This window comes from Maribacter sp., assembly GCF_049667165.1.
GTDB lineage: Bacteria > Bacteroidota > Bacteroidia > Flavobacteriales > Flavobacteriaceae > Maribacter_A.
Map to the genome: position 1 here is coordinate 1 of NZ_JBATHS010000112.1, position 15,114 is coordinate 15,114.

Annotated in this window: 17 protein-coding genes and 1 tRNA gene; 5 read left to right on the top strand and 13 right to left on the bottom strand. The window is 40.3% G+C overall.

What is annotated here, in order from left to right; all coding sequences use genetic code 11:
• Window positions 1–249: 249 nt before the first annotated feature.
• The 6 genes from WBM98_RS06010 to WBM98_RS06035 form a co-directional block, all read right to left on the bottom strand.
• Entirely contained in the window at window positions 250–897 is a 648-nt protein-coding gene (locus tag WBM98_RS06010) for a DUF2306 domain-containing protein (protein ID WP_424365122.1), read from the bottom strand.
• Between the two features lie 519 nt (window positions 898–1,416).
• The gene (locus WBM98_RS06015; RefSeq protein WP_424365123.1) at window positions 1,417–2,019 is read right to left on the bottom strand and encodes a YkgJ family cysteine cluster protein; all 603 of its coding nucleotides are present in this window, start codon (window positions 2,017–2,019) and stop codon (window positions 1,417–1,419) included.
• A gap of 40 nt (window positions 2,020–2,059) precedes the next feature.
• A complete protein-coding gene (locus WBM98_RS06020; RefSeq protein WP_424365124.1) occupies window positions 2,060–2,668 on the bottom strand; it encodes a MarC family protein in 609 nt (202 codons plus the stop codon).
• A 303-nt stretch (window positions 2,669–2,971) separates the two neighbouring features.
• On the bottom strand, window positions 2,972–4,264 hold the full coding sequence (locus tag WBM98_RS06025) for an APC family permease (RefSeq protein WP_424365125.1): 1,293 nt from the start codon (window positions 4,262–4,264) through the stop codon (window positions 2,972–2,974).
• Window positions 4,265–4,533: 269 nt separating this feature from the next.
• Window positions 4,534–5,202 carry an RluA family pseudouridine synthase gene (locus tag WBM98_RS06030; RefSeq protein ID WP_424365126.1) on the bottom strand — a complete coding sequence of 223 codons (669 nt, stop codon included), beginning with the start codon at window positions 5,200–5,202 and terminating at the stop codon, window positions 4,534–4,536.
• Between the two features lie 212 nt (window positions 5,203–5,414).
• Window positions 5,415–5,488: transfer RNA gene (locus WBM98_RS06035), tRNA-Met, on the bottom strand.
• Window positions 5,489–5,737: 249 nt separating this feature from the next.
• On the opposite strand from WBM98_RS06035, the gene WBM98_RS06040 reads away from it, so the two are divergent.
• Entirely contained in the window at window positions 5,738–6,121 is a 384-nt protein-coding gene (locus WBM98_RS06040) for an START-like domain-containing protein (protein WP_424365127.1), read from the top strand.
• Between the two features lie 54 nt (window positions 6,122–6,175).
• Window positions 6,176–7,024 carry an aminotransferase class IV gene (locus WBM98_RS06045; RefSeq protein WP_424365128.1) on the top strand — a complete coding sequence of 283 codons (849 nt, stop codon included), beginning with the start codon at window positions 6,176–6,178 and terminating at the stop codon, window positions 7,022–7,024.
• A gap of 8 nt (window positions 7,025–7,032) precedes the next feature.
• Here WBM98_RS06045 and WBM98_RS06050 read toward each other — a convergent pair whose 3' ends face one another.
• From WBM98_RS06050 to WBM98_RS06070, 5 genes are all read right to left on the bottom strand, one after another.
• Window positions 7,033–7,593, bottom strand: a complete 561-nt coding sequence (locus tag WBM98_RS06050) for a YqgE/AlgH family protein (RefSeq protein WP_424365129.1) — start codon at window positions 7,591–7,593, stop codon at window positions 7,033–7,035.
• Between the two features lie 111 nt (window positions 7,594–7,704).
• Complete coding sequence (locus tag WBM98_RS06055) at window positions 7,705–7,977, bottom strand: HU family DNA-binding protein (protein WP_424365130.1); 273 nt, start codon at window positions 7,975–7,977, stop codon at window positions 7,705–7,707.
• Between the two features lie 178 nt (window positions 7,978–8,155).
• Window positions 8,156–9,118 (bottom strand): methionyl-tRNA formyltransferase, encoded by a 963-nt coding sequence (fmt, locus tag WBM98_RS06060; protein WP_424365131.1) that lies wholly within the window; start codon window positions 9,116–9,118, stop codon window positions 8,156–8,158.
• The gene (locus WBM98_RS06065) at window positions 9,105–11,003 is read right to left on the bottom strand and encodes a RecQ family ATP-dependent DNA helicase (protein ID WP_424365132.1); all 1,899 of its coding nucleotides are present in this window, start codon (window positions 11,001–11,003) and stop codon (window positions 9,105–9,107) included. Before WBM98_RS06065 ends, fmt begins: the two co-directional genes overlap by 14 nt.
• Window positions 11,003–11,566, bottom strand: a complete 564-nt coding sequence (locus WBM98_RS06070) for an AAA family ATPase (protein ID WP_424365133.1) — start codon at window positions 11,564–11,566, stop codon at window positions 11,003–11,005. Before WBM98_RS06070 ends, WBM98_RS06065 begins: the two co-directional genes overlap by 1 nt.
• 91 nt (window positions 11,567–11,657) lie before the next feature.
• On the opposite strand from WBM98_RS06070, the gene WBM98_RS06075 reads away from it, so the two are divergent.
• The 3 genes from WBM98_RS06075 (at window position 11,658) to murA (ending at window position 14,007) form a co-directional block, all read left to right on the top strand.
• The gene (locus WBM98_RS06075) at window positions 11,658–11,945 is read left to right on the top strand and encodes a DUF493 family protein (protein ID WP_424365134.1); all 288 of its coding nucleotides are present in this window, start codon (window positions 11,658–11,660) and stop codon (window positions 11,943–11,945) included.
• 85 nt (window positions 11,946–12,030) lie between these two features.
• A complete protein-coding gene (locus WBM98_RS06080) occupies window positions 12,031–12,684 on the top strand; it encodes a DUF4290 domain-containing protein (protein WP_424365135.1) in 654 nt (217 codons plus the stop codon).
• Window positions 12,685–12,699: 15 nt separating this feature from the next.
• Window positions 12,700–14,007 carry a UDP-N-acetylglucosamine 1-carboxyvinyltransferase gene (murA, locus tag WBM98_RS06085; RefSeq protein WP_424365136.1) on the top strand — a complete coding sequence of 436 codons (1,308 nt, stop codon included), beginning with the start codon at window positions 12,700–12,702 and terminating at the stop codon, window positions 14,005–14,007.
• Here the strand turns inward: murA and WBM98_RS06090 are convergent.
• Complete coding sequence (locus tag WBM98_RS06090) at window positions 14,004–14,708, bottom strand: lysoplasmalogenase (RefSeq protein WP_424365137.1); 705 nt, start codon at window positions 14,706–14,708, stop codon at window positions 14,004–14,006. The genes murA and WBM98_RS06090 overlap by 4 nt on opposite strands.
• 6 nt (window positions 14,709–14,714) lie before the next feature.
• Window positions 14,715–15,114 (bottom strand): (4Fe-4S)-binding protein (locus tag WBM98_RS06095; protein ID WP_424365138.1); only part of this gene is annotated, 400 nt, incomplete at its 5' end.

Genomic DNA, 15,114 nt, shown 5'->3' on the forward strand with positions numbered 1-15,114 from the left:
ATTTTATCGACCGCTTTTTTTTGTAGGTGCGTTTTGAGCAATTCAACCATAATTCTTGTTTTAGGCAAGAGCGTATTTAATATACTATACTATAAAGTTATGGTAATTTTAGTAATGTTGTTTAACCTCAAAATAAATGAAAGGTATTGACCGAAGAACAACACATGTATTCGCCATAATGCCTTTGGGGATGGGTTTGCGCAATCTCTTATGTTGACAATACTTTCGATAAAAGCCAAGGCCACAATACTACTTGGTTTTATGTTCGGTTGGTCTTCTATTCAGACGTCTAATCCAGTAGGTTATGTAAAGCCCACCGATTATACCCGGAACAAACCAGCCATAGAAACTTGGGAAGAAATCATTCACGACCACGAATGCCGTTGTTGCAGATATATAACCACCAATCATTTTTCCCAAATGCAGTTTGAGCCAGCTTTTTTTGAGGGTGCCCATGTCTTTATATAACATCAAATCACGAATGGAAAAAATTATTCCGACTATAGCGAAAACGGTAAGGATGATGTTTATTTTGGAAGTTAGGATTATAGGTAAGAAAATCATTAAAAGTCCAGTGATGAACATGGTTCTCGAAATCAATTTATCTATTTGGAGTTTAGGTTCGGGATCTTTGAATTTTAATGCTCGATACCCGGTAAGTATAAAATACAAGCTAAAAATCCCGACAGCGAACAGAAATGGACTTTCATGTTTAGGCAAAAAGGATACGACCATGGCGGTGATCGCTGAAACCAACATGGAATAGAAGAATATTACTCCCGCTTTCTTATGAATATACCCCCCTTTTTTGGCCACAAGGGAAACCAGTCCGGCCAAGAGGGCGATTCCCCCAAAACCTGCGTGTATATAAATCAAAATAGCAATCGTTTTTTCCATTCGTATTGGCTTTATTTCGATTCCAATGTCGCTCTATTTATTGTATCCATAAAGCTTTAAGTGCCGAAATGTAGCTTTTTCAGGATAAGTTGTATGGATTGTTGGTAGCTCTGTTTTATTCGGATGGGTTGTTCTGCTTTCAAGGTATCAAATTCGCATTATCTTCTTCAGCAGGTCCATATTGCTTTCATGATGCGTTTTAATAAAACGGATTGCTTTAGCAGTTATATCGAAGTGAAATTTGTTTTCCAAGTTGCTAAAATGCAGTTATTTAGGTTTTCATTCAATCCGATTATTGCTTTTTACACTGGGTCACCACAGTCTTGGCTCGCTTGGATGCATTATAGGCATCCGTACCGGCAGTGGGCGAGAAGGTAGGTAGACCACAGCGCCTTTAAGTCGCTGCCCTAAGTTACTGAATAAGTCAGGATATCCCATCCATGCCAAAAACATGGTAAACAAATAGTTGCTTGCTATAGGTAGGATTCGCAAGGCATCGGTTTTTTTGGTGTCGAGTTTTTAAAGACACCTTTTTTTTACATCGGGCGAAGGCCTGTACGCGTAATATTGTAAAACTTCTTCCAAAGCCATTCTAAGTGCTTTGTTTACTGGTACTATGATGTTTCCCAGATGAAAATCTATTTGGTTCAATTGCATGTAATACTCGGTAAATACAGGTACATACAATCCTTTGGAAATGGCTTCGGCAGTGGAATTGTAGTTATCGGCCTGACCTTCTTTGATGATTTTACAAGTAGCTAATCTTAAATTGCCATATTTATCGCTATTGGCTGCAAAACCAAACAATCGGCAAATTAAACCTCGGTAATTGTAACTGCTACAACGCCCCTGATCAATAATCGCCAAAGGTTTGTAGATCAAACACGTTGAAGTTTTGGTTTCCTTAAGCATAGCGAGCGTTTTTTCGGCTTCCCTATTCAAAAATAAGTCAAAGGCCCAGGGCAGAAATTCTAGGGGAGAAGCTTCTACATCGGGATAGGTACAACATTTTCCACACCCAGAAACACAACCAATCCCTGATGCCTGTTTAAATTGAGCGGTCTCTTGCTCCAATTGATGAAAAAGGCTTTCTACCAATTGCACTCTTCGCTCTATCGACATTATTTTTTGCCGAAGGTAGACTAATAAAGGTCATGCACCATCAGTTCCCAAAGTAATTACTAATTCCGCTTAATATACTTTGTACGGCATATGAGGCGAGTATCAATCCCATAATCTTACTAATTACCGTAATCCCATAACTCCCGATCCTATTTTGTAAATGATTGGCTGTTAGAAGGATTAAGCACGTAATTCCGATAACAAACAACACCAGTATGGTTGTGATCGTTTGTTGTTGAATAGTGTACAAATGGTTATCTGTCATCAAAACAACGGCCATAATAGCACCCGGTGAAGCGATAGAGGGAATAGCAATAGGGAATATGGTAACGTGTTTATAATCCGTTATACGATTTTTTTCCTGTTCGGGTTTTCCATCGCCGAATATCATCGTCAATGCAAACAGGAACAGTATGACTCCGCCTGAAATTTGAAAGGCGTCAAGTGACACAGACATTCCCTCTAAAATCAACTGCCCGATCAAAATAAAAAACAACAAAATCAGAAAGGAAATTACCGAAGCCCGAATTGCAATTTTTTTCTTGTGGATGATATCGAATTCCTTGGTAGCCTCCAGATATACAGGAATTGAACCAATAGGGTCAATAACAGCAAAAATGAAAAATAATGTTGTTATATATTCAACCATAGTTATTGATGCAAACAGCGTGTGTTATGAATGTGAATCCCTGTTAACCCCATCGTAGCGTTCAAATTACCCTAAAATCAAGGTTCTGGACAATACTTTGTGATTTTCGACGCAAAGATAACGTTTGAACCGAACTTTCAAAATATGTCAATTTCATCGATTGTAGTCCCTGTAGTTTTATGTGTTGTTAAAAAAAGGTTTATCCAAAATACTATCCATTCGAATTTACGTATGTATGGCCTACGCAGGCCTTTGAATTATTTGGTATCAAGGTCATCTATATTTTTGGGGCTCGCATTGCCATTAATCAGGCAGCCCCTTATGTTCTGTTTTTTTATATATCCATTCAAATAAAAAGCAGAAAAATATGATTCCAAGGGTAGCAATAACCCCACTTCCATTCTGTGAAAATTGTTGAATTATCAATGTTATAAATGCTGAAAAACACAGAAAACTTGCTGTCAAATGAATCCACTTTTTTGATTCCAATTCTTGGTGTCTTTTGAAACCGATATAATTTACGATACAGAAAATCAACAAGAACCCAGCACTCCCCGCAGTTGAGATACTTTGTAGATTGAATAAGTTCACCAATGTAATGGATAGTATTGCTGTGATCAGCAAACCTATGGGTTCGCCCCAAAATTTATAACAAAAATAATTTGGGAGTTCATCGTCTTCCGCAATATTGTAATTTACTCGTCCACTCCCTAAAACCGTTGCATTAATTGCAGAAAAAGTTGAGATCAAGGCCGTGATCGTGATAATCGTAAATCCTACTTGTCCTAAAGTTGGTTCAGCTGCCTTGGCCAAAACATAGTCTTCGGCATTCGCGATTTGTGAAAAAGGCAACGCTCCCACCGTTACCACGGCAATTAGGATGTATAATATAACAACAAAGCCTACAGCACCGAAATAGGCTTTTTCGGTATTCTTTTCTTTGTTCTTTAAATCGGAAATAGAATTTGCTATAAGTTCAAATCCCTCATAGGCAACGAATATTACCATGCCTCCAGAAAGCAATAATATTGGGTTTTCCCAATTTTTTGGCGAAAGTTGACCGAGGTTTTCAGGATGTTTGTAAAGCCCATAGAAGCCTATGACAATAAACGCAATCAATATAAGTAATTTTATAACCACGGAAATCGATTCGATCTTGCTTACAAGTTTTACACTTAAGTAATTGATCAACAAAGCAACTAGTATTATGGCGGTTTGAAATATTCGCACATCAATGTCCTTTTCGCCAGTAAGAGAAATCAATTCAGCGCCGTAAGCGCCGAAAGCGGATGAATAGAGTGCCAACATGACTATGTAGCTAATCCAAAGTAAATTATTAATACCCCCTGCAAAAAGACCATTTCCGTACTGTTGGTGTACAAATTTTACAGTTCCTCCATTTTCGGGATATTTTTTCGAAAGTTTGGCGTAAGAATATGCGGTCAAAAGTGCAATGAGCCCCGAAAAAAGAAAAGCGATAGGGGTACCACCTTTTGCCAATGAAACGGCCAGTCCGAGAACCGCAAAGATTCCACCACCAACCATTCCTCCGATACCAATGGAAATGGCATCCTTTAATCCAATTTTTTTCTCCATCTGTGTTTTGAATTGTGTGCAACGGTCTCATAGAGCCCCTTTTGCGTTGAAAATATGATAGGATTTTCGGTTAGAAATAGCGCCACTTAAAAATAATGATTTTTGGCTTCGATGAAGTCGTTATGAATTATAATTTTCGATAGTTGTAAGATTTCGGGAACAAACTCATCTGGCCCATTTTCTCTTTGCGAAAACGATGAGATAAATTTTTTAATTTTCAATACACCTTATTCCAAAATAGTCAATCCCCCAACTCTTAATTACAACGATCAGAATGATTTGAAAGTCCAATAAGCGTTTTTGGGCAAAGGCGCTTCAAAGGTTCTGATTTCATTGGAATCAACTACCTGATAGGATAATTTCCATGCATGAAGGCATATGGAGCGCGGGAAATATTCTTTATTTGAACCATATTTTTCATCACCGATAATAGGAAGCCCTATATGTGCCAATTGGGCTCTAATTTGATGGAATCGACCTGTTTTCGGTTTTATTTCGAGGAGATAACCAAAATCGTTCTTATCAAGTACTTTATAGGATAGAATACATTCCAAGGCGTCTTTCGATGTTGATTGGACTATATCCGCTCGTTTTTCCAGATTGTTTTTTATGAGAAAATCGATCAGGTTTTCTTGGTTCTTTGGGGGTTTGTCCTTTACAATGGCCAAATAGGTTTTTTGAACTTTTCGACGACTAAATAGATCATTGAATTCCACAAGAATGCTTTTTTTCTTCGCAAACATCAGCACACCACTTGTTACGCGATCTAATCGATGTATTATTCCGATATAGGGCTTTCGCTTACTTCTAAGAAGGTGATCAAGAACTTGATCCTCAACAGTACAGGCCTCATAAGGACTTTTTTCACTGATAAGGGAAGCCATTTTGTTGACGACTATAAAATCGTTGTTTTCATGTATTACTTCAAGGTTCGGCATTGGTGGTTTTCTATTTCTAATAAACTTATATCTTTATGCACTTGGGGTTTGCAAAGGTATGTTCTCTAGCTTTTATAATTTAGGTCATTTTATTTTTTCCTCTGTTCTGCAGTGAGCAACCAACTCCACGACCTGTTGGCGGCGTGCACATACTTAGGTTGTAGGTCAATAAAAAACCCAAGACACAGATCTTGGGTTTTTTGGGAAACTTGTAGCGAGAGGGGGGCACGATCCCCCGACCTCCGGGTTATGAATCCGACGCTCTAACCAGCTGAGCTACCTCGCCATGTACATTATTATGACCCCGATCAAGGAATCCGCCGCTTTACCGTTTCTGTGGCATTGCCTTTCCCTGTTGTGGGGAACATCCCCCTTCAGGACCAGTAGAACCATTGCCTCCTGGCGTATAAAACGGCTGCAAATATAAAGGTTAATTTTTTGTTCTTCAACATTCATCTGGGAAAAATATTAATATGGTTTTAATTTTTTAATCATTGAGTTTTCTATATATTGCCCATATTAAATACCAATCGGAATGAACGATAAGACGAAGTTTGAAATTGAATTTGTAATACAATCCTCTCCCCAGTTGCTATATCAGTATCTGGCTACACCATCCGGTCTTTCAGAATGGTTTGCAGATAATGTGAACTCTAGAGGGGAGTTGTTCCTGTTCATATGGGATGGTACCGAAGAGGAAGCCAAATTGATAAAACGCAAGAGTGATGAATTCGTGCGTTTCGCTTGGGAGGAAAATGAAGACAGTACGTATTTTGAAATGAGGATCATCGTAGACGAAATCACCAAGGATGTCTCCCTTTTTATAACTGATTTTGCCGAGGAAGATGAAGTTGATGAGGCAAAGATGCTCTGGGAAAACCAGGTTTCAAGTTTAAAACAGGTTTTAGGTTCAAAATAAAACCATCATATATTTATATCCTATCTTTGGCCTTGATTTTTCAGGGCTTTTTTTATGATCAATTATAACGGCAATTTATATCCCCATGACACCTCTTTTCTCAATCATGAAAATAGGGGATTATGTTATGGCGATGCCTTGTTCGAGACGATAAGGGTGGTTAACTCAAAACCCATATTTTGGGAAGCGCATTATATGCGTCTAATGGCGTCGATGCGCATACTGCGTATGGAGATCCCAATGACCTTCACCATGGAATTTTTAGAAGCACAGATCATCGACACCCTTAATGGCAACCAACTTGGGCAAACGCCCTCACGGGTGCGGCTGACCGTGTTCAGGAATGATGGAGGCCTTTATACGCCCACCTCTAACGAAGTATCCTTTATCATTGCAGTCAAAGGGCTTCAGATGCCTTTTTATGGCGTTGAGGACGATGCCTATGCAATTGGCCTATATAAGGACTTTTTCGTGAATCCTGATATGCTATCTACCTTAAAGACAAACAATAGGATACTAAACGTGACCGGGAGTATTTTCGCCCAGGAAAATGGATTCGACAATTGTTTGTTATTGAACACCCAAAAGAATGTTGTGGAAGCACTCAATGGAAATCTGTTTTTGGTACAGGATAATGAGGTCAGGACACCCCCGCTAGCCGATGGGTGTATCAATGGTATTATTCGGAATAAATTGATGCACATCTTGGAAAACCTAGAGGAGTTTAAGATAATCGAAACTTCGATTTCCCCTTTTGAACTGCAAAAGGCCGATGAACTCTTTATCACCAATGCCATCGTCGGTATTCAACCAATCACAAAATATAGGAAAAAGATCTATGCGAATACGGTGGCCAAAAATTTGTTGGGTAAATTGAATGCCATGGCTAGGGTGGCCTCATAAATGACGTTCTAGTTTAGGCTAGGATTTTCAGGGGCATTCGACCAAATTAAATAATTACCACCCAGCTCAACCATCTTTTCCTTCCAGAAGGCAACAGATGATTTCTGTATGATGTCACTTTCATATTCGTTCGGTACAACGATCCATGATTTGGAGGAAAGTTCTTGATCCAATTGAAGGGAAGACCAACCAGAATATCCAAGAAAGAAACGAATATCCTCATCATCGATTATTTTTTCATTGATCAGGCGAACGGTGGTATCGAAATCCCCTCCCCAAAAGATGCCGTCCGATATTTCTATACTGTTATCGATAAGATGGGGTACTTTATGTATAAAATATAGATTGTCTTGTTCAACAGGCCCACCATTATAAACTTGAAGCGGTATGGAAATCTCCGTAACCAATTCATTGATGTTATATTCCAAGGGCTTATTGAGGATAAAGCCAACTGATCCCTCTTCATTGTGCTCAGCCAATAAGACGACCGACCTATTGAAGGAAACATCCCCTGTTAATGAGGGTTCAGCAATAAGTAATTTCCCTTTTTTGGGTTTTATGACGATCATATTTCCTGTTCTGGTGTAACTAAAATAAGATATTTCCCATAAAACGCAAATTTGTACAAAAAAAAACCTTGACCATAAGGTCAAGGTTTTTAAATAATTTGGTAGTATGGATTAGTTTACCGCTTTGCCCAAATCAGCACCTGCTTTAAACTTTACAACATTTTTAGCTGCAATTTTGATAGTTTTTCCAGTTGATGGATTTCTACCTTCTCTTGCATTTCTTCTAGATACGGACCAAGATCCGAAACCTACTAATGATACACGATTCCCTTTTTTAAGAGACTTTTCAACGTTCCCTAAAAAAGATTCCAATGACTTTTTAGCAGCAGCTTTTGTGATGCCAGCATCAGCAGCCATTGCATCGATTAATTCTGTTTTGTTCATAATGTGATTAAATTAATTGTTTTAAAAATAATTTTTAAACCTTTGAACAAATTTATACGGATTTACCGTGAACACAAGTAAAATAAGGGGAAATCGCCGTTTTTGTTGATAACTCAGGGGGTTTGTTGATAAAGTAGGGCATTTTTTACGTTTCTCACAGCCCAATGGCAGTAGGACTTTACAGCATTATGGCTGTTTCCATCAATTTTAGTCCATTTAATACATCCCCTGTTTCCATTCTTCGCTTGCCCGGTAATTGAATTTCCTCCAAACGAATATACCCTCCTTTTACGGCCACCTTCATTTCCTTTTTGGTACATAGGACCTGTCCGTTTTCGAGCTTATGGTCCTCCAATTCCATGGAGGCCTTGTATGTTTTAAGGAAGATTTCCGCTCCGTTATTCTGCAATATTGTCCACGCCCCGGGATAGGGACTCATGCCCCTGATGAAATCGTAGATTTGTTTTAGGGGAGACCCCCAATCTATTCGACAGGTTTCTTTATGGATTTTAGGAGCTTGTTTTAGTTGTTGGCTAAAAGTTTGGGGTGTTCGTGTTACGGTTCCCTTTTCGATCATCAAAATCGTTTGTAAGACCACCTGGGCGCCTAAGTGCATCAATTTATCATGCAATGTACCTGCGTTGTCATTGACCGTGATGGGTACCTTGTTTTGCAGGATGATTTCACCGGTATCGATTTTATCATCAATAAAAAAGGTAGTGACCCCGGTTTCGTCCTCCCCATTGATTATGGCCCAGTTTATCGGGGCCGCCCCCCGGTAGTTGGGTAGTAGGGAGGCATGTAGATTGAAGGTGCCATAGTTCGGCATGTCCCATACGACCTTGGGCAACATCCTAAATGCCACAACGACTTGTAGATTGGCGTTCAGAGCTTTGAGTTGTTCTATGAATAATGGATCCTTCAGGTTGGTGGGTTGTAGTACCTTGAGACCTTTATCCACAGCATAAATCTTAACCGCCGATTGCTGTATTTTCCTTCCTCTTCCGGCCAGTTTATCGGGCGCGGTCAATACCCCAACAATATTGAAATCGTTTTGGATCAATGTATCTAGAATGGTTACGGCAAACTCAGGGGTTCCCATAAAAACAATCCGTATATCTTCCTTTTTAAGCGAGCTCATATTCATTTCTGGTGTTTATGATTATTTTTCGGGATTCCAATAATTCTTTTATCGAGACCAGTATGGTGTCCTGATCAAAGGGCAACTCCCGTATCAAATCCCTTGAGGACATCCCTTTATTCCTCAATAAGCGAATAATTTCTTCAGATACAAACGAAGCGAGGTTTTCATTTAACGGTTTTTTGGTCTTACAAACATCACAAATACCACAAGCTACTTCAACTTGCTCCCCAAAATAATGTAGTAATTGTTTGTTTCGGCAATCCTTGGTGTTGTTGGTATACGTTAAAATCGCTTCGATCTTCGTGGCTTTTGTTTTGTTGAGTGCCTCTACCTTATTTGCAAAAGCGTAAATGGTACTATCGTCTTCCCTAGGTACTAAAAAAGTGATTTCGAGATCACTGTCTTGTTCCTGGTACTCAATAATCCCATCTATGTGCAATCTTTCCAGTGTCGATTGTACTTTTTCTTCATTAACACCGGCTTTTTTAGCAACCAGTAGGGTATTTATCTTGGTATCGAATTCAAATACACCACCATAGGTCCGTAATAAGGTTTGTACAATGGCCGCCCGATCGATGTTCTTTTCAAGATAGGTGAACAGTTGCCCTTTATCGATAGTAAAGCGCAGCATTGTTTTTTTTGAAAAAGATTCCGACAAGGCCAAGACCGAATTCTGGTCAAGAATACGTATGGCATTGAAGGTGCGTATGGGATTCAACTTATAAGTGTCACAGAACACATTGAAATTAAGTTTGAAACTTTCATTATGACCTTCACCATAAGGAATCTGAAAATAGTTATTGAGTTTGTTGTACACGAGCTTCAAGAAGGGAATATCGGGCAATACACTTAAAAACTGATCTTTGACCTGCTTAATATCCATCGAATTGGTAAGCAATACGGCATCGGCCGGTTCCCCGTTTCTGCCTGCCCTGCCAGCTTCCTGAAAATAATTTTCAATACAATCAGGAATTTGATAATGAACCACCAATGAAACATCGGGTTTATCAATACCCATCCCAAAAGCATTTGTGGCCACCATCGTTCTTACTTGGTTGTTAAGCCATAGATCGAGACGTTTCCTTTTATCCTTTTTTGATAGGCCGCCATGAAAATATGACGCCGAGCAATCGTTCATTTGCAGGTAATTCGCTATGTCCTGTGCCGCACGTCTTGTTCTGACATATACGATGGCACTATGTTCAAGGTTTTGGCAAAGTTGCCTTAACGCGTAGCGTTTGTCTTCTTCCCATGATACAGAAAAGGCAATATTATTGCGAGAAAAAGAATCCTTGACAAGCAAGTGATTGACCAACGTTAGGTTTTCAATGATATCCTTGACAACCAGTTCGGTGGCCGTGGCGGTTAAGGCAATGATCGGGACCATGGGAATTAGCTCCCTTAATTTTGAGCATTCGAGATATGCAGGCCTAAAGTCATGGCCCCATTGCGATATACAATGGGCCTCGTCGATCGCGATAAGATTAACGTTCATCTGTTGTATGCGTTCACGTATGAGCTCTTGTTGAAGTCGTTCTGGGGAGAGATATAGGAATTTGTAATTCCCGTAGAGGCAATTGTCCAATAAATCAATGACCTCTTCGAATGGAATTCCCCCTGTCAAGGCTATGGCTTTGATTCCCCGTTCTTTTAGTACTTCGACTTGGTTATGGATCAGGGCGATCAAGGGTGATATCACAATACAAATACCTTCCCTCGCCATGGCGGGTACTTGGAAGCAAATTGATTTACCACCTCCTGTGGGAAGTAAGGCAAGCACATCCCGATCCTGCAATACCGCATCTATAATTTTCTCCTGGGATCCCCTAAAGGATTTAAAGCCCCAATAGTGTTCTAGAATCGTGCTTGGGTCCTTATGCATTAGCGTGTATTTATCTGGTCTAGGATATACTGAACCCGCTCTTTTATACTTCCCTTTGGGACATGGGTAACGTTGTAGGAAAGATTTTTATAAGCATTCGCAAGGCAATCATGGATTTGCAAGGACTCTTCGAAAGATTCGAAACGTTCTTCGTCGGTTACATGGATCTCTTTCCATGGAGGCATCAAAAAAATATGATCATACCGATGGCTTTCGCAAGCCAGGGTGAATTCGGCTTCATAAGATTGTTGAAAACAATCCATATAGGCGAGCACATCGGGGATGCCGCGGTCGAAAAAGACCATATTCCTTGGGGATTCGAGAGCAGAACGGTATTGGGCAATACGGGCATGCAATATCTTAAGGTTAAAAGCCTTGGGATCTGGTACGGACACGATGGGATTGGATACCATTTCCAATTTTTCACCTTGGGTCTTTTCTTCGGTGGTCATATCCCGAATCACTTCGTGAAGGCAATGGAAACCATCCTTCTCCAACTGCTCAATGACCGCTGTTTTACCCGTACTCGGGCCTCCTGTAATTACAATTTTACTTGTTTTCAAAGCCTATTCCATTAAGGTTGTAAAAGTAAGGAATACAGGAGTATTAAAAAATTATGGGCGAAGCCTTATATTTGTAAAAAATACAAGTAAAATGAATGCAGCGCATCAAGACGAGTTTTATGAACGCCTAAAACTACAGCTGGAGGAAAGCACGCAATGGCCCTCTTTATATCTCTATAAGTTTATCGTGCTCACAGCTCCCGATAAGATCCTTGAGGTACATACGATATTCAATAATACGGGGGCGGTCATCGATTCCAAACTATCAAAAAACGGCAAATATACGAGTCTTTCAATTCGGGTAAACCTGAAGAATCCCGATGCGGTAATCGCAAAATACAAGGAAGTGGGGGCGATTGAAGGTGTTATCTCCTTATAAAATAGTAAATACAGCATAATTTTCTTATTTTGCGCTCGTTATAATAATACTTCCTTTACGCTATAAAAGCATTAAAACATACAATTTGAATTTAGTAGAAAACCTAGAATATAATACGGAGCGGCCCCATCTCATTATTCCGGAATACGGGCGTCATTTTCAAAAAATGGTAGATCACGCCATATCGATCGAAGATCGGGATGAGCGTAATAAAGTGGCCCAGGCCATAATCAGTGTCATGGGTAATTTGCAACCCCATTTGAGGGACGTTCCTGATTTTCAGCACAAACTGTGGGATCAATTGTTCATCATGTCCGATTTTAAGTTGGATGTGGACTCCCCATTTCCGATCACTTCGAAAGAAGTGCTTCAACAACGTCCGGCACCGCTAGGATACCCCCAAAATTTCCCCAAATACCGTTTCTATGGCAATAACATCAAACGAATGATAGATGTTGCCGTGGAGTGGGAAAAAGGCGATATGAGGGATGGTCTAGAATATGCCATTGCCAACCACATGAAAAAATGTTACCTCAATTGGAATAAGGATACCGTAGATGATAAGGCCATATTCAACCACCTTTATGAACTTAGCGATGGGCAAATCGATTTGGCCAAAGAAGGGGAGAACCTTACCGATAGCGGTCAATTCCTTAAAAACAGGGTGGCAAAGAATCCACGAACCACAACAGGCAAAAAAACGCAAAGAAACAATAATCGCGGTAAAAAGCGATTCTAAAAGTCCAAATCTTAAATGGGTACGTTTAAAATTGAAGGTGGCCATCAGTTATCTGGTGAAATTACCCCTCAAGGCGCTAAAAATGAGGCATTGCAGGTACTCTGCGCGGTACTTTTGACCGAAGAGGAAGTTACCATTAACAACATTCCTGACATTGTAGATGTCAATAAACTTATTTCCTTGTTAGAGGATTTAGGGGTGAAGATCCGAAAGAAAGGAAAGGGTTCGTACACCTTTAAGGCCGATGATGTTAATCTGGACTATCTTCAATCAGACCAGTTCAAGGAAGACGGTAGGGGCTTACGGGGCTCGATCATGCTCGTAGGGCCTTTATTGGCGCGTTTTGGCAAAGGGTATATCCCCAAACCGGGAGGAGACAAAATCGGACGTAGACGATTGGATACCCATTTTGAAGGCTTTATCAATCTTGGAGCAAAATTCCGTTATAATAAAGAAGAATTATTTTATGGTGTGGAAGCCAAAAAACTAAAGGGCACCTATATGTTGCTCGATGAGGCTTCTGTCACCGGTACGGCGAATATAGTCATGGCCGCGGTATTGGCAGAAGGTAAAACAACCATTTACAATGCGGCTTGTGAACCCTATCTACAGCAGTTATGTAAGATGTTGAATCGTATGGGCGCCCAGATTTCCGGTATTGGATCAAATCTATTGGTTATTGAAGGTGTTGACACCTTGGGAGGAGCGGAGCATACGATGTTGCCCGACATGATAGAGATTGGCAGTTGGATCGGATTGGCCGCCATGACCAAAAGTGAACTGACCGTAAAGAATGTCAGTTGGGACGATTTAGGCCAGATACCGACCGTTTTCCGAAAATTGGGCATTACTATTGAACGCAAAGGGGATGACATCCATATCCCTGCACATAAAGATGGGTACGAAATACAGAACTTCATGGATGGATCTATCTTGACCATCGCCGATGCGCCTTGGCCGGGACTTACCCCGGATCTATTGAGTATAATCCTCGTGATGGCCACCCAGGCCAAAGGGGAGGTGCTTATACATCAAAAGATGTTTGAAAGTCGATTGTTCTTTGTGGATAAGTTGATCGATATGGGGGCCAAGATCATTCTATGCGATCCCCATAGGGCAACCGTCATCGGACATAATTTTAAGTCGTGCTTAAAAGGAACCACCATGGTCTCGCCCGATATCAGGGCAGGAATCTCTTTATTAATCGCGGCTATGTCTGCCAAAGGCACCTCTACGATACATAATATAGAACAGATCGATCGTGGTTATGAAGCTATTGATACCCGACTACGGGCAATCGGTGCCAAGATAACAAGGGTTTAGGAATACTTTCGTGAACCGACTATATCCTCTTGGATCAAAATACCTTTAGTAATCATAAATTGGGCCGTAGCATAGGTGCCCATTATGATGATATGGGAGTAGGGGACCTCGGTCAAGAATTTATTGATCGCCAAAACGCTATCGGAGACAATGAAAAAAAGTGCTCCGATAAAAACCAAGGTAAAACTATGTGTTGGTACCTTGCCTTTTCTTCCAAAGGCCAAAAGGGCCATTAACAGAATGATCGTTATATAAAAGATAACGGGGATTTTAAGAGCACCAAGTCCATCTTGTATCCAAGTGAAGAGAAAAGCCCCATAAATAAGCAACAGAATTAAAACAGCCCAAAATGCTTTGTTCAAGGATGATTTTCCCACTTTAAAAAAAAGAATGCTGTATAAGACATGGGCCGTTAGAAAGGAAACGAGTCCGGCCACAAAGTACTTTGAAGAAATGCTTTCGTACATGAGGAAGACATCGCCGAACCATGAAAAAATCAGTGCCAATAAGGTTAGGATATACGTCCCTTTTCCCAGACTCCTACCGTTGCTGGCAAAGAAAGCGATGAGTGCCCCTAGAATAAGGGGTTTGGTAAAATGACGCCATGCGTCCTCTCCGATACTGCCAACCCATAAATCAAGGATAACAATAAGGCAGAAAATAGACAAGAAATAGGTAGGCTTATGTCTGGCCTTGCTCATTTGACCCTAGCTATCTTGCCAGCCGACCTTATTATGGCTCCCATCACAAAAAGGTTTGTTATGTGAAGATCCGCAACGGCAAAAGGCCGTAATATTCTCTTTGACCTGTTCAACACCATCTTGATCGGTAATCACTAATTTGCCTTCGACCAATAATGGTCCATTGGGTTTGCATTTTACTGTTGTCATTGGTATGGGATTTTTATTCGTTTTTATTTCGTCTTTGATGCGATAGGCTAAAGCACCGGATGGACATTCATCGATCTGCGATATAAGTTCATTTTTACTCGCATTGTGCTGTTTTATCCATGGTCTTTCCTTGGGATTATACACCTGGGGCAATTTCTTGACACAAATACCCGAATGGATACATTTTCCAGGTCTCCAGATAATTGCCAAATCTTCT

What these genes read in the sequence shown, in the direction of transcription:
- WBM98_RS06010 (WP_424365122.1), bottom strand. Translation starts at nt 897, where the DNA reads ATGGAAAAAACGATTGCTATTTTGATTTATATACACGCAGGTTTTGGG.
- WBM98_RS06015 (WP_424365123.1), bottom strand. Translation starts at nt 2,019, where the DNA reads ATGTCGATAGAGCGAAGAGTGCAATTGGTAGAAAGCCTTTTTCATCAA.
- WBM98_RS06020 (WP_424365124.1), bottom strand. Translation starts at nt 2,668, where the DNA reads ATGGTTGAATATATAACAACATTATTTTTCATTTTTGCTGTTATTGAC.
- WBM98_RS06025 (WP_424365125.1), bottom strand. Translation starts at nt 4,264, where the DNA reads ATGGAGAAAAAAATTGGATTAAAGGATGCCATTTCCATTGGTATCGGA.
- WBM98_RS06030 (WP_424365126.1), bottom strand. Translation starts at nt 5,202, where the DNA reads ATGCCGAACCTTGAAGTAATACATGAAAACAACGATTTTATAGTCGTC.
- WBM98_RS06040 (WP_424365127.1), top strand. Translation starts at nt 5,738, where the DNA reads ATGAACGATAAGACGAAGTTTGAAATTGAATTTGTAATACAATCCTCT.
- WBM98_RS06045 (WP_424365128.1), top strand. Translation starts at nt 6,176, where the DNA reads ATGATCAATTATAACGGCAATTTATATCCCCATGACACCTCTTTTCTC.
- WBM98_RS06050 (WP_424365129.1), bottom strand. Translation starts at nt 7,593, where the DNA reads ATGATCGTCATAAAACCCAAAAAAGGGAAATTACTTATTGCTGAACCC.
- WBM98_RS06055 (WP_424365130.1), bottom strand. Translation starts at nt 7,977, where the DNA reads ATGAACAAAACAGAATTAATCGATGCAATGGCTGCTGATGCTGGCATC.
- fmt (WP_424365131.1), bottom strand. Translation starts at nt 9,118, where the DNA reads ATGAGCTCGCTTAAAAAGGAAGATATACGGATTGTTTTTATGGGAACC.
- WBM98_RS06065 (WP_424365132.1), bottom strand. Translation starts at nt 11,003, where the DNA reads ATGCATAAGGACCCAAGCACGATTCTAGAACACTATTGGGGCTTTAAA.
- WBM98_RS06075 (WP_424365134.1), top strand. Translation starts at nt 11,658, where the DNA reads ATGAATGCAGCGCATCAAGACGAGTTTTATGAACGCCTAAAACTACAG.
- murA (WP_424365136.1), top strand. Translation starts at nt 12,700, where the DNA reads ATGGGTACGTTTAAAATTGAAGGTGGCCATCAGTTATCTGGTGAAATT.
- WBM98_RS06090 (WP_424365137.1), bottom strand. Translation starts at nt 14,708, where the DNA reads ATGAGCAAGGCCAGACATAAGCCTACCTATTTCTTGTCTATTTTCTGC.